Source organism: Microvirga yunnanensis (assembly GCF_025460875.1).
The window spans coordinates 1-25,063 of the sequence record NZ_JAMXFI010000091.1 but is presented as its reverse complement, the minus strand read 5'-3'; the positions used below and the strand labels follow the sequence as shown (position 1 = coordinate 25,063).

Genomic DNA, 25,063 nt, shown 5'->3' with positions numbered 1-25,063 from the left:
GGTATCCCGGACGCAGCCGTGACCTCCTCTTGCGGGTCGTGAGCGACCGTTATCGAGACCGCGCCCGTGTCGCGATCGCGGCCCTCGATCGCTTCAGGGCAAGTAAGGAGCCGGACGCACATCAGAGCGTACCCTCTGACACTCACATCTTGGATCATCAGGGAGGGGCAGGCTCGGGCGATCAGATCGAGATTGGCTCCATCGTTGTATACCGCCCTCCAGGTGATCAGAGGGCACTCCGGTGCCGAGTTGAGAAGCTGGAGGATGGTCGGGCCTATCTGGTGCCGTGCCCCCATCCTGATGTTGGCTGGGTGGCTCTCGACAGCTTTCCTTTGAAGGTTGTACGCGACCAAGGGAAATGAACCACCAGATGCCGGGGGCGAACATGCGCTGTTTCTTTCACCTCGTGAACGGCGACGAGGCCATTCTGGATGACACAGGCGTTGAGGTCTCTGATCTGAAGACGGCAAAAACTGAAGCAGAGAAGGCCATCAGCGAATTGCGCCGGGAGTTCAATAGCGTGTTTGATGACTGGGTTGGTTGGCGGCTCAACATCGTATCCTCCAACGGAACGCTTCTTTGCTCGCTTCCTCTTGACAAGACTATCCACTGATAAAGATCACATTCGAGAGCCTCGCGCCTCCGATCTCTTCGGGGATTACTTGGTCTTGCCCGAAGATTGTGGAGCATGAGACTTGAGTCAGGCGAGGATGCCACAAACATGCTCTCTGACCTGAGCGGCCTGTGCGGTCTTGATCAAGCTCTTGCCATTCGCAGTGCCAGGTAGACGACTGTTCTTCTTGTCCTCCGTTGCAGCGGCTCCTGGCCTATAACGCCTGGAAAGGTGCGGGTAGGACCGTTAGCTTGGCTTGAATTGAGGAGTATGTCCCATCAGCACCTTCGTATGCTGGGTATCAGTGTCGGGCGCATCTGGCCTAATCAGAATGGAAACAGAATGTTCTTGAGTGGCAAGGCGTCTGCGGCATTCAAGGCCGAGGTCTCAGCTTCCTCCCGCGTGGAAAAGGTGATCTGTGTCCGATCTCTGCATGTGACCAACCACTCATTCTGCGCCTGGAAAACGACGAAACGCTCTACGTGCGCTAAGTGCATTTATCGCCTCCACTTCGGAGTGACTGCGACAGTAGCATGCCGGTCTATCGAGTCGGACGGCTGAATGGGATAAAAGGCGGTGTTGCATTTGAAACCATTTGCAGTTCATGTGAGACTGCCCAACCGCGTGCATGCGACCTGACGACGCGTGGCGAAACTCACATCGAGGGCCTGGCAGGCTCCCCTGGCCGGAGGCAACTCCCGAGAGGAGATGCGGGACATGGCACGCCGCAGGCAACTAAGGAGCCCTGCTCCTATGTGCACTTCATGTGAGACTGAGAAGGCTTCCAGTCTCACGTGAAGTGCACAAATCGGCATCCAAATCGCCCAGTCCTATCATGAGGTGCAAAATTGACAGCGGATGTGGGGAATGAGTTGTCGGTGTACTGGTGACCGCCGGTTCTGCTCCGGCCTCTTCAGCTGACCTTGTAAACGTCCGTCCAAAGCTCCGACGCGTCGGGCTCCGGGTTCTCTAGCGAAAACTCCGCCGCTGCATTGACGATTTTGCGCACGTCCTCTTCTTCGGCCTTGAGCACATCCTTCGTCAGGCCGTATCGGTCCACCAGGAACTTGCCGACATGATCGATCGGATCTCGTCGATGCCGCATCTGGTCGACTTCCTCGCGCGTGCGGTACTTGCCCGGGTCTGACATAGAATGACCGCGGTAGCGGTAGGTCATCATCTCAAGCAGGATCGGACCCTTGCCAGAGCGGGCATGCTCGGCCGCGTCGAGCCCCGCAGCCTTCACGGCCTGAATATCCATGCCGTCGACGCGCTTGCCCGGGATGCCGTAGCCCTCCCCTCGCAAGTAGTGGCCGGGTCCGGCGGCGTGGCGCGACACCGAAGTACCCATACCGTACTGGTTGTTCTCGATGACGAACACACAGGGCAGCTTCCACAGCGCGGCCATGTTGAAGGTCTCGTAGACCTGCCCCTGGTTGGCGGCGCCATCGCCCATGAACGTGAGCGAGATGTTGCCGTCGTCCTTGTACTTGTGGGCAAAGGCGACTCCGGCGCCGATCGGCACCTGGGCGCCGACAATGCCATGCCCGCCGAGGAAGTTGCGCTCACGGGCGAACATGTGCATCGATCCGCCTTTGCCATGAGAGTAGCCGTCACGGCGTCCGGTCAGCTCCGCCATGACACGGTTCGGGTCCATGCCGAGCGCCAGCATGAAACCGTGGTCCCGGTAGCTGGTGATGAAGGTATCATTCGGGCCGGCGGCGGCGACCATGCCGACCGCGATGGCCTCCTGTCCGATGTATAGATGGCAGAAGCCGGCGATCGCGCCGGTACCATAAAGCTGGCCGGTCTTCTCCTCGAAGCGGCGGATGAGCAGCATGTCGCGATAGTGGCGAAGCAGCTCATCCCGCAAGCCCGACTTCTTCGACGCTCGGTCCTCGATATCCATGGATGTCACCTGTTGTTCGTCGATGCGAATGGTTGGAGGGGAGGCTTCTGCCGACAGCCGTTCAGCAGCGTGTCCGCAACTTGGTCGACCCAGACCCGGTCAAGCCTCCAGCCCAGGAGCAGGTGGAGATAAAGGGCACCGAATGCGGCATCGAGAACGGGTTCAAGTTCAAGATCCGCGCGGAATTCGCCACTGTCGATGCCGGCCTGAAGAAGCTTGATGCTCGCGCGTCTCAAGGGATTTGAGTAGTGGTCGAGGAGGGCCTGGTGGGTGTTGGGATCGCCCTGCGCCTCGGCCAGGATGGATGCGATGATCCGTCCGGCCTCGCCGTTCATGACGGACGCCACCGAGTGCAGCAGCGCGCGAAGATCGTCGGCGGCCGATGCCGTTGCCGAAAAGCTGAACCGGGGTGCCACAACCTCCATGAAGCTCTCGACGGCCAACAGGCCCTTGCTGGACCACCATCGATAGATCGTGGTCCGGGCGACGCCGGCATTCAATGCGACAGCATCGATCGAGAAGGCGGTGAGGCCCTGTTCGACGAGGATGGCATAGGCAGCTCGAAGAACGGCTCGCCTCGCCTCTTCACTGCGCGGCCTTCCGGCTGGGCGGGATAGGGTCACGACAATACCTTCGCGGGTCCGGCAGCGTTAGCTGCCACATTAGGCTTCACTGTGTATCGTAATAGTCGGAGCACCTGCCAAGTGCAAGGGTTCCGATGCACTATGTAGCGCAACTCCGCGATGTTGTTCGGAAGCGCGGTCGGAAGTCACCGCGCGTCAAGCCGATGATCCGGGTGAACACCATCAGGAAGGCCCCGGGATCGAGCATAGGCCTGCGCCAGGGTATCCCCGCAGCTCTCGGGCTGGTCCCTTAAAGAGGCATGGCCCAGTCTGTCCTAAAGCCAACCTTTACGCTTGAAGTAGACGAACGGGATGATGGCTGAGACCACCATCATCGCCAAGGATGCCGGATAGCCGAACAGCCACCCTAATTCCGGCATGTGCTCAAAGTTCATACCGTAGTTCGATGCGATCAAGGTCGGGGGCATCAGGCAGGCCGCCGCCACGGAGAAGATCTTGATTATCTGGTTTTGCTCCAGGTTGATGAGGCCGAGCGAGGCATCGAGCAGGAAGTTGATGTTGCTGGCGATAAAGGTGGCATGATCCGTCAGCGAAGCGACATCGCGGCCTAGGCTCTTGACGTGCTCGCGCGCCTCCTTGCTGGTCCTGACCTGTTGGGTCAAGGCCAGGAAGCTGATCATACGGCCAAGGCTGACGAGACTTTCGCGCGCCTTTACCGTCACATTGTGGTCTACCGAGATCGCATCAAGCACCTCCTCCAGCCCCTTGGTGGAGGCGGCCTTGTGCTTAGCCCGGCGCTTGCGCTCAAGGATCTCCCGGGAGACCTGATCGACACTTCCGCCAACCCATTCCAGCACTTCAGCGATGCGGTCGACATTAGCTTCCAGGAGGGTAATGAGGGTCATGACCCCGCTGGTGCACAGGTCAGGTTGGGTCTTGATGTAGTTGGCGACCGTCCGGAAGGAGCGCGGCTCGGCATAGCGCATCGTCACCAGGCGCCCGTTCGTGAGCACGAAGGTGACGGGGGTGACTTCCGGCGTACCAACTTCCACGCCCCATAGCACGCCAGCCGTCATGTAGGTTGCGCCGTTCTCCACGTACAAGCGGGAGGAGGGCTCGATGTCCTTCATCTCGTCGGCCGTGGGCAGGTCAAGGTTAAGCAGGGCCTCGACCGCCTGTTCCTCCTCAGGAGAGGGGCGGTCGAGGTCGATCCAGACGGCGCTCTCCGGCAGGCTCGTGGTACCCGACACGAGCACGTCATAGTTGTTCTGGGAGCAGTCGTAGACCCGGATCATGACAGCCTTCCTCAGCCGTGCTTTCCGGGGGAGTTGCTCCTGTCCTGGACAGACCGGGCCTCTGCCATATCGGGGTAGAGCAGAAAGGCAACATGCACCCCAATCATTGGGGCGAAGACGAGAAACAGGAGCAGCCAGAGCACGTAAGCCAGGGAACGGTCCTGGTAGACAGGCACGGGCGCGGCAGGCGCGCGGAGGGACGCACGGAGGCGCCGAATATGGAGGGTCATGGGCTCACCTCGGTTCCAACCAGCCGTCAAGGGCCGGTCGCAGGTGAGCCGATCAAGAGATCAGGTGCCTGCACAGGCCCGTGACGGCGTGGTCAATCGACTGTGACTGTCGCTTGGCATGGGGTTCAAAGTTCCAGTGGATCCGCATTCTGCCAAAGCAGACTGCGGGTGGAAAGGCAGATGCGCTTGTTGCGGGTCCCGGTCAAGCCTAAAGTGCGATGACGGTCGCTTACTCGCCGCGCCACGACTATGGCGTCTTCCAAGGTCATAAGACGGGGTTGCTGGGGCGCATGACGCCGGCCAACGATGAGATGTTAACCTTGGCTGTTGTAATATACATGCATCGGCCGCGTTGCGTATCAGCTCGACCCATGCGGGGTGTTTCGCCCTCTGCACTGCCTCAACAAGAGTGACCTCTACTCTCTTATGTTGGGCTACGAGGGTCTATCCAATCTCTGCGCGTCGTCGCAGAGTTCTGCGTTGATCGCGCCAATCTCGTCGAGCGCGCCGCGTAGCTTGCGGGAAAGTGGCGATCAATTGCGCGGCTCGCGGATAGGCGTAATTTGGAACGTAGTCCCTTCGGGGGCGACCGCCGAGCTGAGTGATGGACAGATTTCGCTTCGGACCGTGACCCGGTCCGGGTTATGCAGTAGCAGTTTAGGTGCCCATATCGTTTGTAAGTCTCGATCAGCGAGCCTCGCAGCACCTGCTCGATGGGCGGCAAGCCGTGCGCGAGCTTGTGGCGGCGTTTGCGCAAGGCCGCTGATGAAAGGTGTTGGATGTCCATCGGACCGACTCACCAGTCTGTCCGAGCGAATCAAAAGATGGACCATCGGTCACCCCGGATTGGTTGTATGCGAACGCTTTGATCAGCAAGGGGAGGCTCGTGGCGGAGGCTTGCGCCTCCGGCCGCGTACATTCGGTCCAGTCTCGCGGTATGGCAAACGAGCCGCGGTGGGGGTCGCGCAGGCTCAATGTCTCGACACCCGAGACGCAGCGGGCCTTCAGAAAGACACACCGCTGTCCGCGCAGCGGATGGAACGGGTGGATGACCTCAGCCGATCCCAAAGGTTGGTTGGATCCAGGTGCAGTTCGCTGAGGGTGTGCCCACGGCCGGCGACAGGATCGCGCAGGAGGTGGTCAAACGATATCTCGAGCCGATCAAGGAGCCTGTCGTCCATGGTGACTCTTACGGGTATCGCCCAGCCGATCCGCGACCGATGCGCTCAGGTAGACCGGTCAGCTCTGCTGGCTGTTCGACCGGGTGCTCGCCGTCCAATGGTACTTCGCCAGCATCGATTGGGAGTTCCTGCTCAAGGCGGTTCGTCGTGCGGCATGGCCGGCCCGAGAGGATCGTCGCCGATGCCAGGGAGACCAATCATGAAGCCGTCCTGTCGTGTGATGCTGAGAGTCGGCGGCAGAACCGTTCAAGACGCCGGCTCAAGCCGATCAGGACCCAGTAGAGTCAATATCTCACGGCATCGAGCAGGATCGCTGCGCCGTCAAACCCGCGTGCGATCGATGGTCGGCTTCAAGTCCGCTGACAGTGCCCGCGCGATCTTGGATGGCAACGAGTTGATCCATATGCCGCGCAAATAGCAGGCGAAATATGCGTGCAATCGGCGCTATCGCTCGCCGAACAGTTTCACCTGCTCGCCGCATAAGTACGGCACGATACACTGCTACTCTCTCGTTCCTGTGCCGGATTTGCAAGAGAATCGACATGACAACACTTCTGCGTGTCACAGATCTCTCTCTTCCTGGTAATCACATAGTAAGCACCAGAAACATTTTGCCGCGGACGCGCTGTGGCCCAACAATTGCATGCGCCGATCCCGTACATCACTCAGCAACATCGCGGTACGCTGGAATGCTTCAGGAGGGCACACCAATGACTACACGGCACGAGAGGACTGACCCGGCGGTCGTGGCTGGGCAGGCCGTATATACACCCCGCATGCTCGACGTTTACGATCTGGTGGTGCTCGGCCTGTCCAGCCCCCTTATCTGGAAGTGCCCGCCCCAACGTCTGCTCGACCGCTACAATGATCACGTGAGTGACCGTCACCTCGAAATCGGGGTCGGCACGGGCTGGTTTCTCGACCACTGCCAGTTTCCTTCCGGCCAGCCCCAGATCACGCTGCTCGATCTCAACCTGACCTGCCTCGCGCGGACCGCATCCCGGATCCGGCGCTATGACCCCAAATGCGTCTGTGCGAATGTTCTGGAGCCTTTTCAGCTTGAGACGGGCCCTTTTACCTCCATCGGCATCAACTACGTGCTGCATTGCCTGCCGGGTAGCATGGAGCAGAAGGCGGTGGTGTTTGACCACATCAGGCCTTTTCTCGCACCAGGTGGAGTCGTGTTTGGTTCGACGCTCTTGGCTAGGGGGATCCAGCGCTCCCGAATGGCCAGAGTACTGATGGGTTTCTACAATTCAAAGGGGATCTTCTCGAACGAACAGGACTGTGCCGAGGATCTGCGACGGGAGCTGGCCGCCCGCTTTGAGCAGGTGAGGGTGGAGACCATTGGCTGTGCCGCACTGTTTGCCGCCCGATGATGGAGCGGACCGCAGCCATGCTAAAGCGAACTTCGAGCTGATTTGAACCGAGAGCAGCGGTCTGTGCGTTGTTGGCCATATGGCACGGGAGACAAGTTATGCCAGCCTTATTCCAGCGATTTGCGCGAGCACGTTCCGGCTGCCTATGAGCAAGGTGAGGGCAGCCAGGTTGCCATTGCCTGCCGCTTTCGGGTGTGCCCCGCCACCGTGTCGAACTGGATCCGCCCGCCAGGAGGGCCGGCGCTGCCCGAGGCCGGGCCGCGGAGGACCGCCCGGTCGGCTAGGATCCCATGATCTGGCGCTGCTGCGAGGGCTCGTGGCTGAGACCAACGATTCCTACCTGGATCAGTACGCGGAGCGTCTGTTTGCGCTCACCAGCAAGCGGATCAGCCGACCGGTGATGTGCCGGACGCTGCAGCGCCTCAAGCTGACGGTGAAAAAAGACGCTCCGGGCGGCCGAGCAGGAGCGGCCCGAGATTGCCGCCGAGCGTGAGGCTTACCGCCAGCAGATAAACCACCTATTCGTGGAACGCTTGGTGTTCCTCGACGAGAGCGGGGTGACGACTAAGATGGCCCGCACCCACGCCCGAGCGCCGAGTGGGCAGCGCGCCTATGGGTCGATCCCGCTCGGCTCCTGGCAACGGCTGACGGTTCTAGGGGCCCTCGCGTGTGACAGACTGGTGACCACGATTACCATCGAGGCGTCCACCTCCACGTCGGTGCTGCTGGGCTATCTCGAACAGGTGCTTGTGCGGGCCCTCAAAGGCACGAAGCCGGACGCCATTCTGGCGATGGACAACCTGCGCCCGCATCACGCCACAGAAGTTCGCGACCTGCTGAATCACCCCGGCATCGGACTGATGTACCTGCCGCGCTACTCGCCTGAGTTCAACCCGATCGAGCCTGCCTGGGCTAAGATGAATGAGCGGCTCAAGACCAAAGCCGAGCGCAGTCTTGAAACCCTGGAGGCAGAGCTCAAACAACTAGCCCTCTACACCATCACCGCACACCATGCCAAAGGCTGTATCAGGCACGCTGGCTGTGCTCTACACTGATCCAAAATCCGCTTTAGCCAAGCGGTATTGCACAACTTGTCCAAGCTATTGATAGAGCCGAGAATGTACGACTGACGGAGATGTCCTCCACGTTAGGCTGGTGGGCAGACCGTCACACCGCCGCGGTTAAGCGCCGATGTTGACCCGGTGTAGTCCTTCACCGCGCCTGCTCATGGTCCGGAAGTATAGGTCGCCAAAGCTCGGGGGCACTGGCTGCAATACGCCTCACCCAACGAGTGTAGGCGAGCATGGCCTTAGAAGCCGGGATTGACGCTGTCGAGCCCAACCGCATGCAGCGCCACGTTTGCACTGTGGGATATGGACGATACCACACCCTTCACTCCTCCGGCAGAGGCGTTGCCATCTCGGTGGCGCTAATCCGAGCCAGAAAGGTATTGCACTGGTAGGTCAATTGCAGTCGGATCTGGAATTCTGCTGGCGCCTATGATCGCGGCTGATGGAGCATTTGGTGGGTGTAGGCTCCGGAGCCGCCGAGCCGATGGATCTGCTCCTTCGCGGAGCGCCGCCCCTGCCAGCGTTTGTCATTTACACCAGCAATGCAAGCACAGCAGCCCTCGCGCAGCGGGTGCACTGGCTCAGCGTTGATTGGCTGCCAAGTATGCCCCTGGACTCAATGACATCAAAGAGCGATGGCGCGATGTGAAGCGCGATGACCTTGCCCACCTGACCTTCACCCGCCCCGAAGACCTCGACCAGACGATCCACGAAGCCATGATGCAGCTCAATCACGAACGAAGCCGCGATCCGTTGGCCAACAAGCGAATCCTGGCTTAGGTAAGCTTCGCGACATCGCCTCTGTTCAATCCGGCGAGCATATCCATTATAGGCCGGCCGCCGAGCTTCAGATCCGATGCGATCTCGGCTAGCGGCACCAGCACAAACTCACGCTCTCCTATGAATGGGTGGGGGAGGGTCAGACTGCGAGTGATCAGCTCAAGATCGTCATAGGTTAGAATATCGATGTCGATGACCCGGGGCCCCCACTTCACCTCGCGGATGCGCCCAAGCTGCCGCTCCACCCGAAGGCACAGGGCCAGAAGGTCATCGGGCGCGAGATCCGTCTCGGCCAGGGCACAGGCATTGACGAACCAGTCCTGAGCAATGGGACCCCAGGGCTCCGTGCGGTAGTCCGCAGAGCGCACCATAATCCGTGCACCACCCTCATCCAGAGCGGACAGTGCCTTGGCAATGTTGGCGCGCTTGTCGCCCAGATTGCTGCCGAGGCTGAGTGCGACCTTAGCCATTGCGGGAGCGCCGGATCTGAACCGCAACACCGTTGAGAATGAAAGGCACCGGAGCCTCAGGCTTCTCGATCTGCACTGTCACGGCCGTAATCAGCTGGAACTGGGCGAGCACGGCTGCGGCAATTGCCTCGGCCAGCCCCTCGATGATATGGAAGCGGCGCGTTGTGCCAATCTCATGAACGAGCTTAGCCAAGGTCGCATAGCAGACGGTCTGCCGGTAATCATCCGCCTGCCCGGCAGGTTTAACATCAAGCAAGCAGGTCAGGCTGACATAGAAGCGCTGCCCGAGGCGAGCCTCTTCAGCGTGAACGCCATGGTGAGCATAGAGCGCCAGACGGGAGAGCGTAATCGTATCGCTCATGGCAGGTTCCTCAAGAGGATGTCGGCCACACGGCAGGCCTCCACATGAGCCTTGACGTCGTGGACGCGAACGATATCGGCGCCGCGGCTCACGGCCGCCACATGCGCTCCGAGAGTGCCGAAGAGTCGATCGCGCGGTGGGACATGGGGATCATAGAAGCGACTCAGGACCGACTTGCGAGAAGCACCTACCATCACAGGGAAACCCAGCGCCTTCAGTTCCGGCAGGCGGCGGAGAGCTTCAAGATTTTGGTCGGCTGTCTTGCCGAAGCCGATACCCGGATCAAGGATCAGGCGTGCATCTGGGATACCAGCTTGGCGGGCCAGAGCCAAGGAGTGCTCGAAGAAGCGCAGCATATCCGCCATGATGTCGAGCGAGGCCTCGACCTCGGCCCGGTTGTGCATGACGATCGCGTAGGCATTGTAGTCCGCGATGACCGCTGCCATGTCAGGATCACGCTGAAGGCCCCAAATATCGTTCACGATTTTGGCCCCTGCCGCGAGGGCGGCTCGGGCCGTGGCTGCCCGATAGGTGTCGATCGAGATCGGCACCGTCAAGACGGAAGCAAGGTCGCGGATGATCGGCAGGACCCGCCGTTGCTCCTCCTGGGCTTCGATCGGTGTATGGCCGGGGCGTGTGGACTCTCCGCCAATGTCAATGATGTCGGCGCCTGCCTGCTCCATTTCGCGGGCATGCTTGACCGCAGTAGCATGGTCGCCGAACAGACCGCCATCCGAGAATGAGTCAGGCGTTACGTTCAGGACACCCATGATCAGGGTGCGTGTGCCGAGGTCGTTCAGGATCACCGTCATAGCTCACCTTAGTTCAGGAAAGGGTCTCTTTCTGTAGCGGTTTGCTCCAGAAGTCGAGATCTCTTCCATAGGAAGGCTCGGATCAAGAACCGGAACCAGCCGTCCATCAAAACATTCCAGGCCATCAGCGACTACGTACGGCGTGTTCTTCGGTCGTCTAACTTGAATCATTGTACCGGCCCGGACAGAGGTTCTCATGTGATGGAATGCATTATCATTGACATGCGCACATGAATTGTCGTTTATGTCGTAGAAGCGAGCGGGGTGAGTGCGTGGCGAGACACACGTTCACCTGTCCCGTCCGTTTCACGTTCGTCGGCACGTGAGCCGATCCGGTCGCAGCCTACCCGGTCAAAACAAGGAGCCCTGGTGAAGACCTTCGTCATCTGTTCCGGCGGACTGAATTCCGTTACGCGAGCACAAAGGCTTGCCGCTAACCGAACTCTCGCGCGCCCTATGCCCTTTGATCATGTTCAGCGCCACAAAAAGGAGCTGCGTTCGGCACGGGGCTGCGCTCTGCGTTTGAGCATGTTTCACAACATCATCGAGCTCTCTGCCACGGAACCTCTTCCGGCCGGATCGGCGGAAACCAGCAGCCGAGTGGTGGGCGCAAGCTCTCAAACGAGGCCTGAATGAGCTACGCCGTCAAAGAAATCTTCCTGACTCTTCAGGGTGAAGGCGTTCAATCCGGCCGGGCGGCCGTCTTCTGCCGCTTTGCCGGGTGCAATCTCTGGTCAGGACGGGAGAGCGATCGCGCAGCGGCTGCTTGCCGGTTCTGCGACACGGACTTCGTGGGCACCGACGGAACCTTCGGTGGGCGATATGCCACCGCCGCCGACCTGTGCCACTGCATTGAGGAGCATTGGGGCCCCGGGACCGATCACCGGCTTGTGGTGCTGACGGGCGGAGAGCCGCTGCTCCAGGTCGATTCCGCTCTCATCGATGAACTGCACCGCCGCTCCTTCACAATCGCAATCGAAACAAACGGCACCATTGCGCCGCCGCCGGGGCTCGACTGGATCTGCGTCAGCCCGAAAGGCAGCACCGATCTCAAGATCCAAGCCGGCCATGAGCTGAAGCTGGTCTTCCCGCAAGAGGATGCCCGGCCCGAGCGGTTTGCCTCCTTGTTCTTCGAGAGGTTCTCGCTCCAGCCGATGGATGGACCGGATCAGGTCGCGAACACGGCGCGAGCCGTCGAGTATTGCCTGGCTCACCCGCAATGGCGCCTGAGCCTCCAAACACACAAGTACTTAGGAATTCGCTGATGTGGGAACTCACGAAGTCGTTTCACTTCGAAGCCGCCCATACGCTCACGGGTACGACGCTCGGGCCAGCCAGTGAGGAGATCCATGGGCACTCCTTCCGGACCGAGGTTGCCGTGCGCGGAGTGCCCGATCCCGAAACGGGCATGCTGATCGACCTGGGCTTGCTCGAGGGTAAGCTCGCGGAGATGCGCCGCACCCTCGATCACAAGTTCCTCAACCGGATCGAGGGGCTGGAGCAACCGACACTGGAGAACATCACCCGGTTTATCTTCGATCGCGTCAAACACATCGGGCCAATTGCACGCGTGACGATCTACCGCGACAGCTGCGGCGAAACCTGTACCTACTACGCGCCGGCTGACCATGATCACCGCTAAATCCTCCGCCCTCGTGGTCTTCTCGGGTGGGCAGGATTCAACCACCTGTCTGGCCTGGGCGCTGTCGCGCTACGAGCGGGTGGAGACGATCGGGTTTTCGTACGGTCAGCGGCATGCAGTTGAGATGGACTGCCGGGAGCCTATCCGGCAGGCGCTTGCCCGCCTGTCACCGCTCTGGGCTAGCCGCCTTGGACCGGATCGGGTCATCCCGCTCGATGTGCTGGGTGAGGTCAGCATAAGCGCGCTGACCGCGGACCTGCCGGTGGTTGGCAGCCGTCCAGACGGGCTTCCCGCGACTTTCGTGCCCGGGCGCAACCTGGTGTTCCTCACCTTTGCGGCGATCGTCGCCTTCCAACGCGACCTCGAACGGGTGGTGACGGGCGTCTGCGAGACGGACTTCAGCGGGTATCCTGACTGCCGCGATGAAACCATCAAAGCGCTTCAGACTGCGCTGAACTTCGGCATGAATTCGCGGCTGGTGCTCGAGACCCCCTTGATGTGGATCGACAAAGCCGAAACCTGGGGTCTTGCACAAGCGCTGGGGGGCGATGCGCTCGTCGAGCTGATCGTGCGGGAAACCCAAACCTGCTACAACGGCGACCATCGTACCCGGCATGAGTGGGGCTTCGGCTGCGGCGAATGTGGTGCCTGCCGGTTGCGGTCAGCGGGATGGCGGCGTTGCAAACCTGTAGGTAACTCCGTTCAGTCTACATCTCCGGTCAGCTCCGGAGGAGCATGATACTCAGAGGCCGCCATTCCGATTGCTCAGGGATCCTTCTCTGCGTCCGGTGGTACCTGGCCTCTAGTCTGAGCCTAAGAAATCTTGAAGACACGGTGGCCGAGGGCGGCCTCTCTATCGACGATGCCACCATCTATCGCTAAAGCGTGCATTTCGCACCGCAGTTGCTGGAGCAGTTCAATCTTCGCAAGCGAGTTGTCAGCCGGAAGCGGCATATGGACGAGACTTACACCAAAGTTCGAGGTCAATGGAAATACCTCTACCGAGCCATCGAAAGCAACGGCGACACCGTGGAGTTCTGGTTCAGCGAGCGGCGTAATCTGACCGCCGCCAAGTGATTGCTACGCAAGGTTCTCAAGCAGCATGGCCGGCCCGGGAGGATTGTCATCGTCGGCAGCCAGACCCATCGCGAAGCAATCCCGTCGGGTGATGCCGAGGGCCGGCTGCAGGATTGATCTCGGTGCGAGGTGAAGCCGATCCGGATCCAGCAGGGTCAATACATCAACAACCGCACCGAGCTGGATCACCGCTCCGTCAAACACCGCATGCATCCGATGCTCGGCTTCAAGTCCGCGGACAGTGTCCCGCGTGATCTTGGGTGGGATCGAAATAGTCCACATGAATCGCAATTGAAAGGTGAAGTATGCTCCAAATCGGGATCCATTACTCTCCGAATAGCGTGATATTCTCGCCGCATGAGCATATGGTGGAGACCTGCTCCTTGCTTGCCCCTGCTCCGGATTTGCGGCGGAGCCTGAGATTGGTGCCTTGGACGCCATGATCAGTGCCATCGTCGATGAACTCGCGGCCAGCCTCATGGCCCGGAACTCGCTTGCTCAGGCAGGTGCTGCACAACTGCTTCTTACGGCTGGGGACAATCCGAAACACTTACACTTCGACGCCGGCTTTGCCGCGCTTTGCAATGTCAGCCCGGTCCCAGCCTCGTCCGGCAAGACGACCCGCCACCGCCTCAATCGAGAAGGCATCCGAGCTGCCAACAGCGCCCTGCACATCATTGCCATCGCGCAGACCGGACCGACCCGCGAACCAAGGCCTACATGGCCAAGCGTATGGCTGGGCGCCATTCTAAGCTTGAGGCGATCCGGTGTCTCAAACGCTACATCGCTCGCGAAGTGTTCACCTTAATTTGCCAGTGGCAAAACGAGATCGACCAGGCACGCATCGCCGCTTGACAAACAGACGGGTGACAAAGGCGTCCAGTACGTCTCGATCCACTACAACGAGCGGCTCGCCTAGGAGGGCATCGAGCCGTCGGCCGGCAGGGTTGGTGACTGCGACGCCAATGCCTTGGCGGAACCTGCCCTTGGACTCTTCAAAACCTAGGGAATCCATCGACGTGGTCCGTGGCGCGCCTTCGCAGCCGTGGAGTTCGCCACTCCCAAATGGGCCGGCTGGGTCAACAACCGGCGCCTGCCTGAGCCCGGTGGCAACATTCCGCCCGCCGAGGCCGAAGCCGCATACCATGCTCAGCTTCACGCCATGCCGACGGCCGCGTAGAAGCCAAGCCAATCAGCCACCGTGACACTCTGCGCCGTTCACTTGCGTCAGGCCCGGGTTTCAGGACCGTACGCAAAGATCCGAGAGTTCCTGGCTCAGATCGACCGTCAAGACATTGCTATGGGTACGTGAAGGCCACGGAGTTCGGGGCTCACCCAGCCACACAGGCCTGGAATTGGGCTTGCAGGCTGGGGACATCCAAGTACCGGCCAATCAGGACCAGGCGGGACTCGCGTCGCTCCCCCGGCTCCCAAGGTCGTTGAGGCGCTCCATCGAGGATCATGTGGACGCCCTGTAGGACAAACCGCTGATCATCATCCTTGAACGATAGAATGCCCTTCGAACGCAGAATATTGAGGCCTTCAGCCTGGATCAGGTCGGAGTACCAAGATAGAAAGCGACCCGCGTCGAGATCCCTATCCGTCCTCAGGGAGACGGACTGCATCTCCTCATCGTGATGATGGTGATGCCCTTCCTCCAGGAAGTCGGGCTCGATCTCGATGATCCGGTCGAGGTCGAAGGCCTTCCGGTCGAGCACTTCCGAGATCGGGATGGCGCAGTTCTGGGTGCGGTGGACCTTGGCGTAGGGATTGATGGCGCGGATGCGCGCCTCGACCTCGTTCAGCCCTGCCTCGTTCACGAGATCGATCTTGTTGAGGATGATCACGTCCGCGAAGGCGATCTGGTTCTTCGCCTCCGGCGCGTCCTTCAGCCGGTCGGAGAGCCACTTGGCGTCGGCGACCGTCACCACCGCGTCGAGGCGGGCGGCGTCGGACACGTCCTGATCCATAAAGAAGGTCTGGGCCACGGGGGCGGGATCGGCGAGGCCGGTGGTCTCGACGATGATGGCGTCGAACTTGCCCTTGCGCTTCATCAGCCCGTCGAGGATGCGGATCAGGTCGCCGCGCACGGTGCAGCAGATGCACCCGTTGTTCATCTCGAACACTTCCTCGTCGGCGCCGACGACGAGTTCGTTGTCGATGCCGATCTCGCCGAACTCGTTGACGATGACGGCATATTTCTTGCCGTGCTGCTCGGTCAGGATGCGGTTGAGAAGGGTGGTCTTGCCGGCGCCGAGATAGCCTGTGAGGACGGTGACGGGAATCTTGTCGGTCATGGAGCGGCTCCGAATCTCGAGTTCTTCCTGCAGGGGAGCGCAGGCGCGCCCCGAGGTGAGATGATGGTGCCCGCGTGGAGATGGTCGAAGGTTCGCCCCAACTCCTTGCCATGCGAGTACCTCTCGTCTTTGGAGGGAGAATGCCCGTGGATCAGCTCGATAGAGCTCCCTGGAAGGCGTTCACATTGTTGCGGATCATATCGATGTACGTGCTGGCCGGGCCACTTTGGTCGGAGAGGACATCGGAGAAGAGGGGGCCGCCAATCCTCGCACCCGATTCCCTGGAGATCTGCTCGATCAGCCGCGGATCAGAGATGTTCTCGACGAACGCCGCCGTAATGTGTTCGGTCTTTATCTGCTTGACGATCTTAGCCACATCCGCCGCCGAGGCCTCCCCTTCCGTCGAGACCCCCTGGGGAGCAACGAAGTCGATGCCGTAGGCGTGCTCGAAATACCCAAAGGCGTTGTGGGAGGTGAGAATCTTGCGTCGCTCGGGCGGGATCTTGGCAACGCGGGCCTTTACCTCGGCCTCGAGCATATCGAGTTTGGTGAGGTAGCTCTTGGCATTGTTCTCGTAGGCTCCCTTGCCAGCAGGATCGGCCCTGATCAGCCCGTCGCGGATGTTCGCGACATAGATCTTGGCATTTGCCACGTCCTGCCACGCGTGTGGGTCAAGGTTGCCATGGTCGTGGCCAGCATCACTGTGCTCGCTCTTGCTATGGTCATGCTCCTCCTCTCCGTTGATCGCCTTGACGTTAGTGCTGGCGATCACGAGCGATGCCGTGCTGCCGGAGGATTTGACGAGGCAGTTGATCCAGTCGTCGAACCCGAGTCCGTTGACGAAGATGATCTTAGCATTGGCGACCTTTGTCGCGTACGCTGTCGGCGGGGGGAAGACGTGGGCGTCCCCGTTGGGACCGACGAGTGTCATCACCTCGACGCGATCGCCGCCTACCTGGTGCACGAGATTCCCTAGGATCGAGAATGAGGCGATTGCCTTGAGCTTTGATGCTTGTGCTAGGGCCGGGATGCCGGAGAGGACAAAGGTGATCGATGCCAGAGCGGCAAGGGCAGAGCGACGACTGATCATAAGATGTCCTTTCAAAGGTTCCTGATCGAAAAGAAGGGCCTCAGGTGGCACAAAGGCCATTGGTGTCGACGGCGGTGTTCTGGAACTGAAAGGCATGGGATCGGCTCCAGTCCGCGAGGCGACGCCTAACCCGAGCCTCGGTAAGAAGCCGATGAACCCGCTCCTGTGTGCAGTTGAGGTTGGGCGGGGCAGCAGCCTCACAGTCCGTTTTTGCGAAATTCATGCGAAACCACCTTGACGTATATTATACAGTACCTATTACGTATAGTATACTATCCGTGATGCAGCCGCAACGCCCAAAGCTGGAGACTGCCATGATATCTGCTCCCTGCCGCGCGCTCGGCACCGTGCTTTCCGGGTTCATCGGCATCGGCGAGTCCACCCGGCTCGATCAAGTGCTTAACAGCCGCAAGCGCCGCAACGTGGCGGTAATCGTCCGTCACATGCGCGAGGTGAACATTGATGCCGATCTGATTCGCGAGAGCGGCGCCAATCTCGCCCGCATGGACGAGAAGCTGGTGGAGATAGCCAATGGCTGCGTCTGCTGCACGCTGCGCGGCGATCTCCTGGTCGAGGTGCGGTGCCTAAGAGACGAGGGCCGGTTCGACTACCTCTTGATCGAAGGAACCGGGATCGCCAGGCCCATGCCGGTGGCGAGTACATTCTCCTTCCGTGACGAGGACGTGAACAACCGCTCTGATGTGGCCCGTCTAGGTACCATAGCGCCCGTCGGGGACGCCGCCCATCTGCTAAAGGACTGCAGGTCCAACGACTTCCCGCGGGATCGCGGCGAAACGTCAGGCGAGGCCGACGAAGACACCCTCGTGCATCCGTTCTTGGAGCAGATGAAGTTTGCAGAGGTCGTCATCCTCAACAAGGTCACAGAGGTTACACCTGAAGCGCTCGATCTCGTGCGCAAGGTTGTTGTAGCCCTCAATCCAAGTGACCGCATCATTGAGACCGCCTCCGGGCAAGTGGGTCTCTCCGATATCTTCAATACCAAGTTGTTTGATGAGGGGAAGAGGCAGCAGCATCCGCCCTGGTCCAAGGAGCTATACGGCCATGCCGAGCATTTGCCGGAGACGGAAGATTACGGCATTCAAAATTTCGTCTACCGAACACGGTGTCTGGCTCATCCCGAGAGGTTCCGCGCGTTCATCAACGCCACATTGCCGGGGCTAATCCGGGCCAAGGGGCTTTTCTGGCTCGCTACGCGGCCAAGATGGGTCGTCGAGTTCTCGCCTGCAGGCGCTACCGTACGCATGATGGCTACGGGCCATTGGTGGAGCGCGATTCCCAAACAGCACTGGCCTGATCACCCCGAATGGAGACGCCCTCTGGGGCGGCCGGCGCCAGGAGCTGGTGTTGATCGGGACTGGCATGGATGAATCTGCCATTCGTGCGGTGCTTGATGACAGCCTGATCGGAGCGTCAACAGCGACGCAGTTCGATCCCGATGCTTATCGGCAACTGCGTGATCCCTTCCCATTATGGGGGAAAGCTGATGCAGCCTGAACGCGATATCCGTCCTGAATCCCATCACAGAATGTGCGTCGAGGAGAGGCTGACGCGGCAGACCCTCCAGTTCCGACCGATCGGCATCCTGCCGCGAGCGCTCGATCCGGTTGTAGCCGCTGGACTCGACGCGTTGCCGGTGCATCGTCTCCCGCGATTGCGGCTCGAGGGTGATCTCCAGACCTTACAGCGCGAGGTGCAGTTGCGCTTGGCAAAAGCCGGGATCGGCGCGGATTGGCTGGCGGAGTGGCTCGGCAATGACCTGAGCTTCCTCGGGCTGATGTTCTCTCAGCTCACAGGAGCTCAGCGTCTGTGCCTGCGCCTCAAGGTCACCGAGAATGATGTCTGCCGCAACTTCCATGTCGACAATGTGCGCTACCGGCTCGTCACCACTTATCGCGGTTCCGGCACCGAGTGGGTGCCACCCCATGCTCTCATAGCACTCCCGCCGAGCTCGCCAATCCCAAGCGGCCAAGTCAGACAGCTTGAGCGGGGATGGATTGCCATTATGCGCGGATGTTGCGGCGCAACGGCGGGCCATCCCGGTGTTCTGCACCGCTCGCCGGCGATCGACGGACAAGACATCGCCAGGCTCTCCCTTGCGATCAACGAAGCCCCTCGTCCGTCCTGATCCACAATCAAGGAGAGCTTCATGAACAGACGTCTCAGGCTTGCGCTGGCTCTCGGATACTCTCTCGTCGTCCTCAGTGGCGTTGCCTGGGTCCACGAGGCTTCACAGCGGGGGCGCTCCCCAGTGTCCTCGGTGTGCGACCTTTCAGGCACCGGAGCCAAGCCGATTAGAGCTTAGAGGAGTCAACAGTTCGTCCCAACGTGCACGTTCTTCCACATGCTTCGCTACCGTACAATCAGGCACAGATCTTGCAACCGTCCTATGTAGCCGTCCCTGCCCGTCATAGCCACCTTCAGCCCATCCCCCGGCATCGTGGAGCCTGAAAATGAATCAGCCCCTTCTCGCCAGTGTCGCCAGCGGAGCCTTTGTCGCCGTACTCGCCCTGGGCGCATCCTCTCCTGAAGCATGCGCTCAACTATCTGCGACGTCGGCGCCGTCGCCCGCGATGAGCCAGCAGGAAGTCAAGGAACTGCGCAAGATCGCGAACGATGCCTTCAAGCCGATTCCTTCCATGGTGCCCGAGGTCAAGGGGAATCCCGTCACCCGCGAAAAGGCCGAGCTCGGCCGCATGCTGTGGTTCGACCCGCGCCTATCCGCCTCCGGTATCCTGAGCTGCAACTCCTGCCACAATCTGGCGGCGGGCGGCAGCGACAACGTTGAGACCTCCATGGGCCATGGCTGGCAGAAGGGGCGGAGAAACTCGCCGACTGTGCTCAATTCAGTGTTCAACGCAGCGCAGTTCTGGGACGGACGTGTCCAGGACCTGCGCACACAGGCCAGGGGGCCGATCCAGGGCGCCAGCGAGATGGCAGCCTCCCCCAAGCACGTCGTCAACGTGCTCAAGAGCATCCCCGAATACCAGAACCGCTTCAGGGCCGCCTTCTCCGGAGAGAACGACCCGGTCACCTTTGACAATCTTGCCAAGGCGATTGAGGCCTTCGAGGCGACTCTGATCACGCCGGCCTCACGGTTCGACCAGTTTCTGGAGGGCAATGTGGCCGTTCTGAACGACCAAGAGAAGCACGGGCTCAAGCTTTTTATGGAGACCGGCTGCACGGCCTGTCACCGCGGCATCAATCTCGGTGGGCAGGACTATTTCCTGTTTGGCGCGGTAGAGCGCCCAGGCCGCGAGGTTCTTCCTCCCGAAGACAAGGGCCGTTTCGCTGTGACCAGGACCACCAGCGACGAATACGTCTTCCGTGCGGTACCGCTGCGCAATGTCGAGCTGACCGCCCCCTACTTCCACAGCGGCAAGGTCTGGAACTTGGAGCGGGCGGTAGCAATCATGGGTGTAGCACAGCTCGGCAAGGAGCTGACTGTTCAGGAGACGAGCGACATCGCTGCCTTCCTGCGCACCCTCACAGGCCAGCAACCTCGCATGGAGCTACCTGTCCTGCCGCCAAGCACGGAGCAGACGCCGCGGCCCGAGCCGCTAGTCAAGAACTCGCTGGAGCAAGGCGACGCGGTCGGGAGGCAGAACAGCCTGCGCTGACCGATCCCGGCCCAACCGACGGCCCCTACAACGCCTCTAGGTGCCGCGCGACCGACTGTTGAGAGAGTAGCTTGGGTGAGGCAGCCCTCAGCCGATGCAAGACCCTGATCGGTCGAGGCTGCAGGCACGGGCGTTTATGAAGCGCGTTGCCGTGGCAGCGGCAGGCAGAAGCGACCAGTGCCGGAAAGGGCAGGGAGAGTCCAATCTGTTCCTCAGCGGTTGTCCATTCAGGAAATGGTTGGAACATGACGCTCTGATGTCCGCTGTCAACGATTTTGACGCAACGATCCCGCCGCTGCGGAGAGCGGGCCCGTATCGATGAACACGCAGAGGTGGGAACGAGACCTGAAGGACGTCGGTGATCAAGCTCGGATGCGCGGATTGGCTACCGCATTCCCGAGTGTGCGTCCGGGGCTGGCCCGATCTTACAGCGGGCGTCGATCCATGGTCGGCCACAAAGCGTTTGACGGGCTTTTCCCCTGCCGTGATCCCGCCCCCGCCTCTGCATGAGAAGGAGATGTTGCCGCTGGGGCAGATCAGGCGGGTTGAACCTCCCGGGCGACCGCCCCCATGAAGCCGGCGAGCTCGCGAGCGACGGCCGTGCACACCACCGTTGACTTCTTGCCCCGTCGAGTGAGGGCTCGATAGCGGCCACTCAAACGCGTCTGGGCTTTCCAGGCGATCTCGCGCACATTCGGTGTCGTCGCTTCCAGCCGGTAGAGTTTGACTGTGCCGATGCGCGGCGGGTGCCGATAGGTCCAGGCGCTTTCCACCAGCATCTGTCGAACGCGACTGTTTCCGGCCTTGGTGATGCCGCTCCGCCGCACCGTTTCGCCGGTCGAACGCTCACTCGGAACCAGGCCCAGATAGGCCATGAGCTGACGAGGGTTCTCGAAGCGGCTGACATCCCCAACCTCGGTGACGAAGGTCACGGCGACAACCAGATCGATGCCCCGCAACGCTTGCAGGGCCCGCACGAGCGGTGCCAGAGACCAATGAGGCAGGAATTCTGCAATCGTCTGCTCGAGCCGCTCCACCCGTTCCTTCGCCAGCCGCACGGCTTCGACCCTCTCCTGCAGGACGATCTGGTGAGCGGGATGATCGAAGGTCTGCTCCTGCAGCCAGCGCAGGTAGCGCATGGTCCAGCCTGTCTTGCGTGGGTAGACATGCCCATGTTTGAGCATGAAGGCACTGACCTGCTGGCGATGCACCCGCAAGCTCTCGACCGCCGCAGCGCGGGCGCGGACCAGGTCGCGCATGGCTTCGTGACCTTCATCGGGGACCCACACCGCCGTGAGCTCGCCGGCCCGCAGAAGTCTGGCCTAGGCGATTGCATCGCGCCGGTTGGTCTTGACCCGATCGCCGGGCTTGCGCGGAATGAGTGAGGGGGCATCAACTGCGCAGGGATAGCCGAGGCTGGTGATGAGCCGGTGCAGGCCATAGCCGGTCGGGCCAGCCTCGTAGCAGAAGTGGACGAAGTCATACTTGGACGCCAAGCGCTTCACGAAGCGCCGCATGCTCTCTGCGGAAGCATCGATCTCTCCCAGGTAGCGAACTTCACCGCCCAGTTCGCCATCAGCGACCGCAACGGCATAGCGCGCTTTGGCGACATCGATTCCGACAAAAACCTCCGTAGACTGTACCATGGCTCGTCCTCCTGCGGTGAGGATCGGCTCGGACCACCCGAGCAACCCTCGGAGGCGCAGAGTAGGGCGAGCCACTTCCTCAACACAGGCGGACATACGGTCTTAAAGGCGGGCATGAGCTCTTTTTTGTAGGGCACCTCTGCTGCCTTGGTATCTGTCTTCACTGTTGAGCCGGTAGACATGTCACGATAGACTACCCTGAAAGTATTCAACAATCACTGCCCGCATATCCTTACGATTGAGACAGGGTCGTCGCGGCCTAGCAGCCACTGCTTAACGTGAGGTCTTGTCCCCGAGACTCTAGCAGGCCATAGTTGCTGACAAAGCATAAGGGGAAGTGGCATGATGGCAGATCGTGATTTTGAACTGATGACGGCAGCGTTGGCTGAACTTGCCAAGCTCAAGCGCGCCGCGGAGCATTCGAGACATTTCTTAGGACTGCTCTATGACTCCGCTTTACAGGAGTGGGCAGAGCGGCTCGGGATGGACCCACTCCAGCTCAATCAGATTGTTGCCCACGATAGCCCAGGTCGACGTAAATGCGCGCGGGCTCAACCCCACTCAAGGCCGTCACCTGCCCCACGGTGGCGCTGAGCGTGTGGCCATCATATGGATTGCCCTCCAGTGCCTTGGACGCGAGCACGAAGCCTTCGCGGTTGGTCACCGCCAGTGCGACCTTGGAGCCGAATTCGTACGGCCGATGCGCCTTGCCCTTGGCGATGCACACCACCTCTGGGGCGTGGAGGCTGTAGAGCTTGTTCTTGCTCGTGCGCTCCTGCGTCAGAAGACGCTCGACGAGGCCGAGCAGAGAAGCAAACCGGCGTGAGAGAACCTCATCGCCTGTGACTTTGCGGGCGACATCGCGGTACACGCGTCCGAGATAGGTCTTCAGCCGCTTCAACTCGCGCCGCATGCGCCGCATCTGACGGGCATGGGCGTAGCGGCCGACCTGCACGGCCGCGCGTTTGGCCAGGCGGGTGTGGGCTTGGCGCAGCTCGAGGCCATGCCGCTTGGCCTGCCGCACCAGAGCCTGCAGCGCCTTGAGATAGAGCTTGGCGTCGGTGGGATAAGTGATAGCTTTGGGCTGCACGGTGGTGTCGACGCTGATCCGCTCCAGACTGGAGGGCCGCACGGCGCCGCTGTCCAGCCCGGCCTGGATGGTGGCCGCCAGCAGGCTCTCGAGTCCGTCGGGTCCGAGCCGTTTGCGCCAGCGCGTCAGCGAGCTGGGATCGCACGGCAGCTCATGCTGGAAGTACTCACAGCCACAGAACCACTGCAAATACGGGTTCTCGATCCAGCGTTGCACCACCGCCTCATCGGACAGGTTGAAGGTGTGCTGGAGATACGACAGCCCAACCATCAGGCGCGTCGGCTTGGCGGGCCGCCCCAGGGGCCGATAGAAGCGGCCGAACTCCTGATCGAAGCGGTCTTAGTCGATGAGAGCCGCCAATCGAAACAGCTCGTGACGGGGATCGAGGATTTGGTCGAGGCGGCTGCGGTAGAGATCACCGGAACTCGGCAGCGTCGGCTTGGGTCCCATGGCAAAGCACCAGGTTTGAGCGGGTCCGTCCCCAGATGCTGGCATTTTACAATGCTTCGTGGCGACGAAGAATCCTTCTGCCCCAACAAGTTGTGGGTTATTTAGGGCCGACTAAGTGACTTGCCTCAGCTTAAAAGCACCTTCAGAGCCCATATCTCCGTTACGTTGACGATGCTCTTGCCCCTCGGTCTTTAGCACGTCATGCTTGGGCGAGCACAGGGCAGTCGAGGATAGCACCGTATTTGCGAGAGCCATTGGCGCACCGGGGGTAGTCTCTCAAGGATTCCGTTTAGCCCGTGATTGCGCTGACACGTCCCTGCCGGGGCGCGGGGCGAGCCGTTCCGCTTGTTGGTATGCGCCGCTGATCTAGCGGAGTGCATTGTCCACATAGCAAGGCTCTTTCCGCGAAGCTCCATCATGCGGAGACGGCTGTTGAGCACATCGACGGCCCTGCACTGATGGAGCTTCTGGCGAGCGATGTGGCGCATGAGAAGACTCAACAATTCCAACAACGACGAGAAACACTACAAGCACGCATCCATATCCAGACATGTGTCTCTTGCTAGGCATACGGCCAGATGCGCTCCAGAGGATCCAATTTGAGCGAAGCGGAGGGCAGCGGCAGGCGCGCGATCGTGTCTCAGACGGGCAACGTCCACCCATCATGCCACTCCGCTTGTCCCTGGATCAGCACCGCGTGAGCGCTTGGCGCACTTCCATCGCGCCTGCGTCCGCTCGCGGAAGCGCTAACACAAAGACATAACGCGTTTCTGCCAGACATGCTGCAAACAGCCAAAAGCCATTGTAGCTCTTTTCGACAACGCTCGATAGGCCGCCGCACTCGGGCAGACCTGGATCGGTTAAACTTTCTGGCCAAACCGCACCTCGTCCCCCAGAGCTTGACACAGCCCCCGAATTGCAAGCCGAGATGCATCTACTGCATTCGTGCTCTGCGCCATTGGCACGCCCTTTGCAAAGTCCTCGTCGAACGGCCACCGAAATTGCCGACCGGATCCTTCAGGTCTGAGTAACCACACAATCAATGTGATAAAGGTAAGGAAAGCAACATGCCCGAGCCGCACCAACATACTGAGCCGAGAAGCGCTTTATCGCGCCCTGACGGTCAGCCCTTAACCTATCGAAAGTACGTCGCCGGCGCCCCACGGCGATGTTCGAACCCGAGGTTCGGGAAGGTTATGTTAGAGCTGACAGCAGGATATCCCATCAACGCAATAGGGAGAAGAAACAGCATGGCGCGTGTTGCATTGGTCACCGGTGGCACCCGCGGCATCGGTGCCGCGATTTCAAAAGCCTTGAAGGATGCGGGCTACAAGGTTGCGGCCAATTACGGCGGCAATGACGAGGCCGCCAACCAGTTCAAGGGTGAAACCGGCATTCCGGTCTTCAAGTTCGACGTGTCCGATGCGGCCTCCTGCGAGAGCGGCATCC

General features: G+C 60.6%; 22 protein-coding genes and 7 pseudogenes. 17 read left to right on the top strand and 12 right to left on the bottom strand.

The features are described 5' to 3' along the window. The first annotated feature begins 358 nt into the window (after window positions 1-358). Window positions 359-613, top strand: coding sequence for a DUF6894 family protein (locus tag NF876_RS31140; RefSeq protein WP_247654236.1), 255 nt, complete (start codon window positions 359-361; stop codon window positions 611-613). Between the two features lie 913 nt (window positions 614-1,526). On the opposite strand, the gene pdhA is transcribed toward NF876_RS31140, so the two are convergent. The 5 genes from pdhA to NF876_RS43585 all read right to left on the bottom strand — a co-directional run bounded on the left by pdhA (window position 1,527) and on the right by NF876_RS43585 (window position 5,699). Then, window positions 1,527-2,522, bottom strand: coding sequence for a pyruvate dehydrogenase (acetyl-transferring) E1 component subunit alpha (gene pdhA / locus NF876_RS31135; RefSeq protein WP_114948104.1), 996 nt, complete (start codon window positions 2,520-2,522; stop codon window positions 1,527-1,529). A gap of 5 nt (window positions 2,523-2,527) precedes the next feature. Then, a complete protein-coding gene (locus NF876_RS31130) occupies window positions 2,528-3,145 on the bottom strand; it encodes a TetR/AcrR family transcriptional regulator (RefSeq protein WP_114948105.1) in 618 nt (205 codons plus the stop codon). 275 nt (window positions 3,146-3,420) lie between these two features. Further along, window positions 3,421-4,401: a magnesium transporter CorA family protein gene (locus NF876_RS31125; protein ID WP_114948106.1), complete on the bottom strand. Its 981-nt coding sequence runs from the start codon at window positions 4,399-4,401 to the stop codon at window positions 3,421-3,423. Between the two features lie 11 nt (window positions 4,402-4,412). After that, window positions 4,413-4,631: a hypothetical protein gene (locus NF876_RS31120; protein WP_114948107.1), complete on the bottom strand. Its 219-nt coding sequence runs from the start codon at window positions 4,629-4,631 to the stop codon at window positions 4,413-4,415. Between the two features lie 687 nt (window positions 4,632-5,318). Further along, window positions 5,319-5,699, bottom strand: coding sequence for a DUF5372 family protein (locus NF876_RS43585; RefSeq protein WP_210806302.1), 381 nt, complete (start codon window positions 5,697-5,699; stop codon window positions 5,319-5,321). 248 nt (window positions 5,700-5,947) lie between these two features. Between NF876_RS43585 and NF876_RS31115 the strand changes: the two are divergent. From NF876_RS31115 to NF876_RS31095, 5 genes and pseudogenes are all read left to right on the top strand, one after another. Next, window positions 5,948-6,295: pseudogene (locus NF876_RS31115) on the top strand (DDE-type integrase/transposase/recombinase); the annotation flags it as partial. Between the two features lie 293 nt (window positions 6,296-6,588). Next, window positions 6,589-7,191, top strand: coding sequence for a class I SAM-dependent methyltransferase (locus NF876_RS31110; RefSeq protein WP_262272104.1), 603 nt, complete (start codon window positions 6,589-6,591; stop codon window positions 7,189-7,191). A gap of 316 nt (window positions 7,192-7,507) precedes the next feature. Then, window positions 7,508-7,684, top strand: coding sequence for a hypothetical protein (locus NF876_RS31105; protein ID WP_262272103.1), 177 nt, complete (start codon window positions 7,508-7,510; stop codon window positions 7,682-7,684). A gap of 31 nt (window positions 7,685-7,715) precedes the next feature. After that, window positions 7,716-8,246 (top strand): IS630 family transposase, encoded by a 531-nt coding sequence (locus tag NF876_RS31100; protein WP_315974488.1) that lies wholly within the window; start codon window positions 7,716-7,718, stop codon window positions 8,244-8,246. 606 nt (window positions 8,247-8,852) lie between these two features. Then, complete coding sequence (locus NF876_RS31095; RefSeq protein WP_210806298.1) at window positions 8,853-9,041, top strand: hypothetical protein; 189 nt, start codon at window positions 8,853-8,855, stop codon at window positions 9,039-9,041. Here NF876_RS31095 and folK read toward each other — a convergent pair. Genes folK through folP form a run of 3 tightly spaced genes read right to left on the bottom strand, consistent with a single transcriptional unit; the run spans window position 9,038 to window position 10,684 of the window. Next, on the bottom strand, window positions 9,038-9,511 hold the full coding sequence (gene folK / locus NF876_RS31090) for a 2-amino-4-hydroxy-6-hydroxymethyldihydropteridine diphosphokinase (protein ID WP_114949079.1): 474 nt from the start codon (window positions 9,509-9,511) through the stop codon (window positions 9,038-9,040). The two genes, NF876_RS31095 and folK, sit on opposite strands and share 4 nt — an antisense overlap. Next, window positions 9,504-9,872 (bottom strand): dihydroneopterin aldolase, encoded by a 369-nt coding sequence (gene folB, locus NF876_RS31085; protein WP_210806296.1) that lies wholly within the window; start codon window positions 9,870-9,872, stop codon window positions 9,504-9,506. The genes folK and folB overlap by 8 nt, the downstream gene beginning before the upstream one ends. Further along, entirely contained in the window at window positions 9,869-10,684 is an 816-nt protein-coding gene (gene folP / locus NF876_RS31080; protein WP_210806294.1) for a dihydropteroate synthase, read from the bottom strand. The genes folB and folP overlap by 4 nt, the downstream gene beginning before the upstream one ends. Before the next feature lie 264 nt (window positions 10,685-10,948). Between folP and NF876_RS43580 the strand changes: the two genes are divergently transcribed. The 7 genes and pseudogenes from NF876_RS43580 to NF876_RS31050 form a co-directional block, all read left to right on the top strand. Continuing rightward, complete coding sequence (locus tag NF876_RS43580; protein ID WP_371823128.1) at window positions 10,949-11,320, top strand: 7-cyano-7-deazaguanine synthase; 372 nt, start codon at window positions 10,949-10,951, stop codon at window positions 11,318-11,320. Continuing rightward, entirely contained in the window at window positions 11,317-11,949 is a 633-nt protein-coding gene (gene queE / locus NF876_RS31075) for a 7-carboxy-7-deazaguanine synthase (RefSeq protein ID WP_210806292.1), read from the top strand. The genes NF876_RS43580 and queE overlap by 4 nt, the downstream gene beginning before the upstream one ends. After that, a complete protein-coding gene (locus NF876_RS31070; protein ID WP_210806290.1) occupies window positions 11,949-12,326 on the top strand; it encodes a 6-pyruvoyl trahydropterin synthase family protein in 378 nt (125 codons plus the stop codon). The genes queE and NF876_RS31070 overlap by 1 nt, the downstream gene beginning before the upstream one ends. Beyond that, window positions 12,313-13,065 carry a 7-cyano-7-deazaguanine synthase QueC gene (gene queC / locus NF876_RS31065; protein WP_210806288.1) on the top strand — a complete coding sequence of 251 codons (753 nt, stop codon included), beginning with the start codon at window positions 12,313-12,315 and terminating at the stop codon, window positions 13,063-13,065. Before NF876_RS31070 ends, queC begins: the two co-directional genes overlap by 14 nt. Further along, window positions 13,065-13,695: pseudogene (locus tag NF876_RS31060) on the top strand (IS6 family transposase); the annotation flags it as partial. The gene queC and the pseudogene NF876_RS31060, both read left to right, overlap by 1 nt. A gap of 126 nt (window positions 13,696-13,821) precedes the next feature. Beyond that, a pseudogene (locus NF876_RS31055) lies at window positions 13,822-14,258 on the top strand (transposase); the annotation flags it as partial. A 13-nt stretch (window positions 14,259-14,271) separates the two neighbouring features. Further along, a pseudogene (locus NF876_RS31050) lies at window positions 14,272-14,583 on the top strand (transposase domain-containing protein); the annotation flags it as partial. A gap of 151 nt (window positions 14,584-14,734) precedes the next feature. Here the strand turns inward: NF876_RS31050 and NF876_RS31045 are convergent. Continuing rightward, entirely contained in the window at window positions 14,735-15,700 is a 966-nt protein-coding gene (locus NF876_RS31045; RefSeq protein WP_262266217.1) for a CobW family GTP-binding protein, read from the bottom strand. Between the two features lie 151 nt (window positions 15,701-15,851). After that, entirely contained in the window at window positions 15,852-16,790 is a 939-nt protein-coding gene (locus tag NF876_RS31040; RefSeq protein WP_210805203.1) for a metal ABC transporter solute-binding protein, Zn/Mn family, read from the bottom strand. Between the two features lie 314 nt (window positions 16,791-17,104). On the opposite strand from NF876_RS31040, the pseudogene NF876_RS31035 reads away from it, so the two are divergent. From NF876_RS31035 to NF876_RS31020, 3 genes and pseudogenes are all read left to right on the top strand, one after another. Continuing rightward, a pseudogene (locus NF876_RS31035) lies at window positions 17,105-18,305 on the top strand (GTP-binding protein). Further along, on the top strand, window positions 18,295-18,936 hold the full coding sequence (locus NF876_RS31025) for a DUF1826 domain-containing protein (RefSeq protein WP_210805201.1): 642 nt from the start codon (window positions 18,295-18,297) through the stop codon (window positions 18,934-18,936). Before NF876_RS31035 ends, NF876_RS31025 begins: the two are co-directional and overlap by 11 nt. Window positions 18,937-19,381: 445 nt before the next feature. Continuing rightward, window positions 19,382-20,428 (top strand): cytochrome-c peroxidase, encoded by a 1,047-nt coding sequence (locus NF876_RS31020; RefSeq protein ID WP_210805205.1) that lies wholly within the window; start codon window positions 19,382-19,384, stop codon window positions 20,426-20,428. A gap of 536 nt (window positions 20,429-20,964) precedes the next feature. Here NF876_RS31020 and NF876_RS31015 read toward each other — a convergent pair. Next, a pseudogene (locus tag NF876_RS31015) lies at window positions 20,965-22,074 on the bottom strand (IS110 family RNA-guided transposase). A gap of 514 nt (window positions 22,075-22,588) precedes the next feature. Then, a pseudogene (locus NF876_RS31010) lies at window positions 22,589-23,614 on the bottom strand (IS5 family transposase); the annotation flags it as partial. 1,250 nt (window positions 23,615-24,864) lie between these two features. Between NF876_RS31010 and NF876_RS31005 the strand changes: the two are divergent. After that, window positions 24,865-25,063: SDR family NAD(P)-dependent oxidoreductase (locus NF876_RS31005; RefSeq protein ID WP_262272102.1), on the top strand; the 199-nt coding region annotated here is incomplete at its 3' end.

Bases quoted from the DNA above. Each gene is read 5' to 3' on its own strand.
- NF876_RS31110 (WP_262272104.1), top strand. From the start codon at position 6,589: ATGCTCGACGTTTACGATCTGGTGGTGCTCGGCCTGTCCAGCCCCCTT.
- NF876_RS31120 (WP_114948107.1), bottom strand. From the start codon at position 4,631: ATGACCCTCCATATTCGGCGCCTCCGTGCGTCCCTCCGCGCGCCTGCC.
- queC (WP_210806288.1), top strand. From the start codon at position 12,313: ATGATCACCGCTAAATCCTCCGCCCTCGTGGTCTTCTCGGGTGGGCAG.
- NF876_RS31140 (WP_247654236.1), top strand. From the start codon at position 359: ATGAACCACCAGATGCCGGGGGCGAACATGCGCTGTTTCTTTCACCTC.
- folK (WP_114949079.1), bottom strand. From the start codon at position 9,511: ATGGCTAAGGTCGCACTCAGCCTCGGCAGCAATCTGGGCGACAAGCGC.
- folP (WP_210806294.1), bottom strand. From the start codon at position 10,684: ATGACGGTGATCCTGAACGACCTCGGCACACGCACCCTGATCATGGGT.
- pdhA (WP_114948104.1), bottom strand. From the start codon at position 2,522: ATGGATATCGAGGACCGAGCGTCGAAGAAGTCGGGCTTGCGGGATGAG.
- NF876_RS31040 (WP_210805203.1), bottom strand. From the start codon at position 16,790: ATGATCAGTCGTCGCTCTGCCCTTGCCGCTCTGGCATCGATCACCTTT.
- folB (WP_210806296.1), bottom strand. From the start codon at position 9,872: ATGAGCGATACGATTACGCTCTCCCGTCTGGCGCTCTATGCTCACCAT.
- NF876_RS31020 (WP_210805205.1), top strand. From the start codon at position 19,382: ATGAGCCAGCAGGAAGTCAAGGAACTGCGCAAGATCGCGAACGATGCC.
- NF876_RS31045 (WP_262266217.1), bottom strand. From the start codon at position 15,700: ATGACCGACAAGATTCCCGTCACCGTCCTCACAGGCTATCTCGGCGCC.
- NF876_RS31070 (WP_210806290.1), top strand. From the start codon at position 11,949: ATGTGGGAACTCACGAAGTCGTTTCACTTCGAAGCCGCCCATACGCTC.
- NF876_RS31025 (WP_210805201.1), top strand. From the start codon at position 18,295: ATGCAGCCTGAACGCGATATCCGTCCTGAATCCCATCACAGAATGTGC.
- queE (WP_210806292.1), top strand. From the start codon at position 11,317: ATGAGCTACGCCGTCAAAGAAATCTTCCTGACTCTTCAGGGTGAAGGC.
- NF876_RS31125 (WP_114948106.1), bottom strand. From the start codon at position 4,401: ATGATCCGGGTCTACGACTGCTCCCAGAACAACTATGACGTGCTCGTG.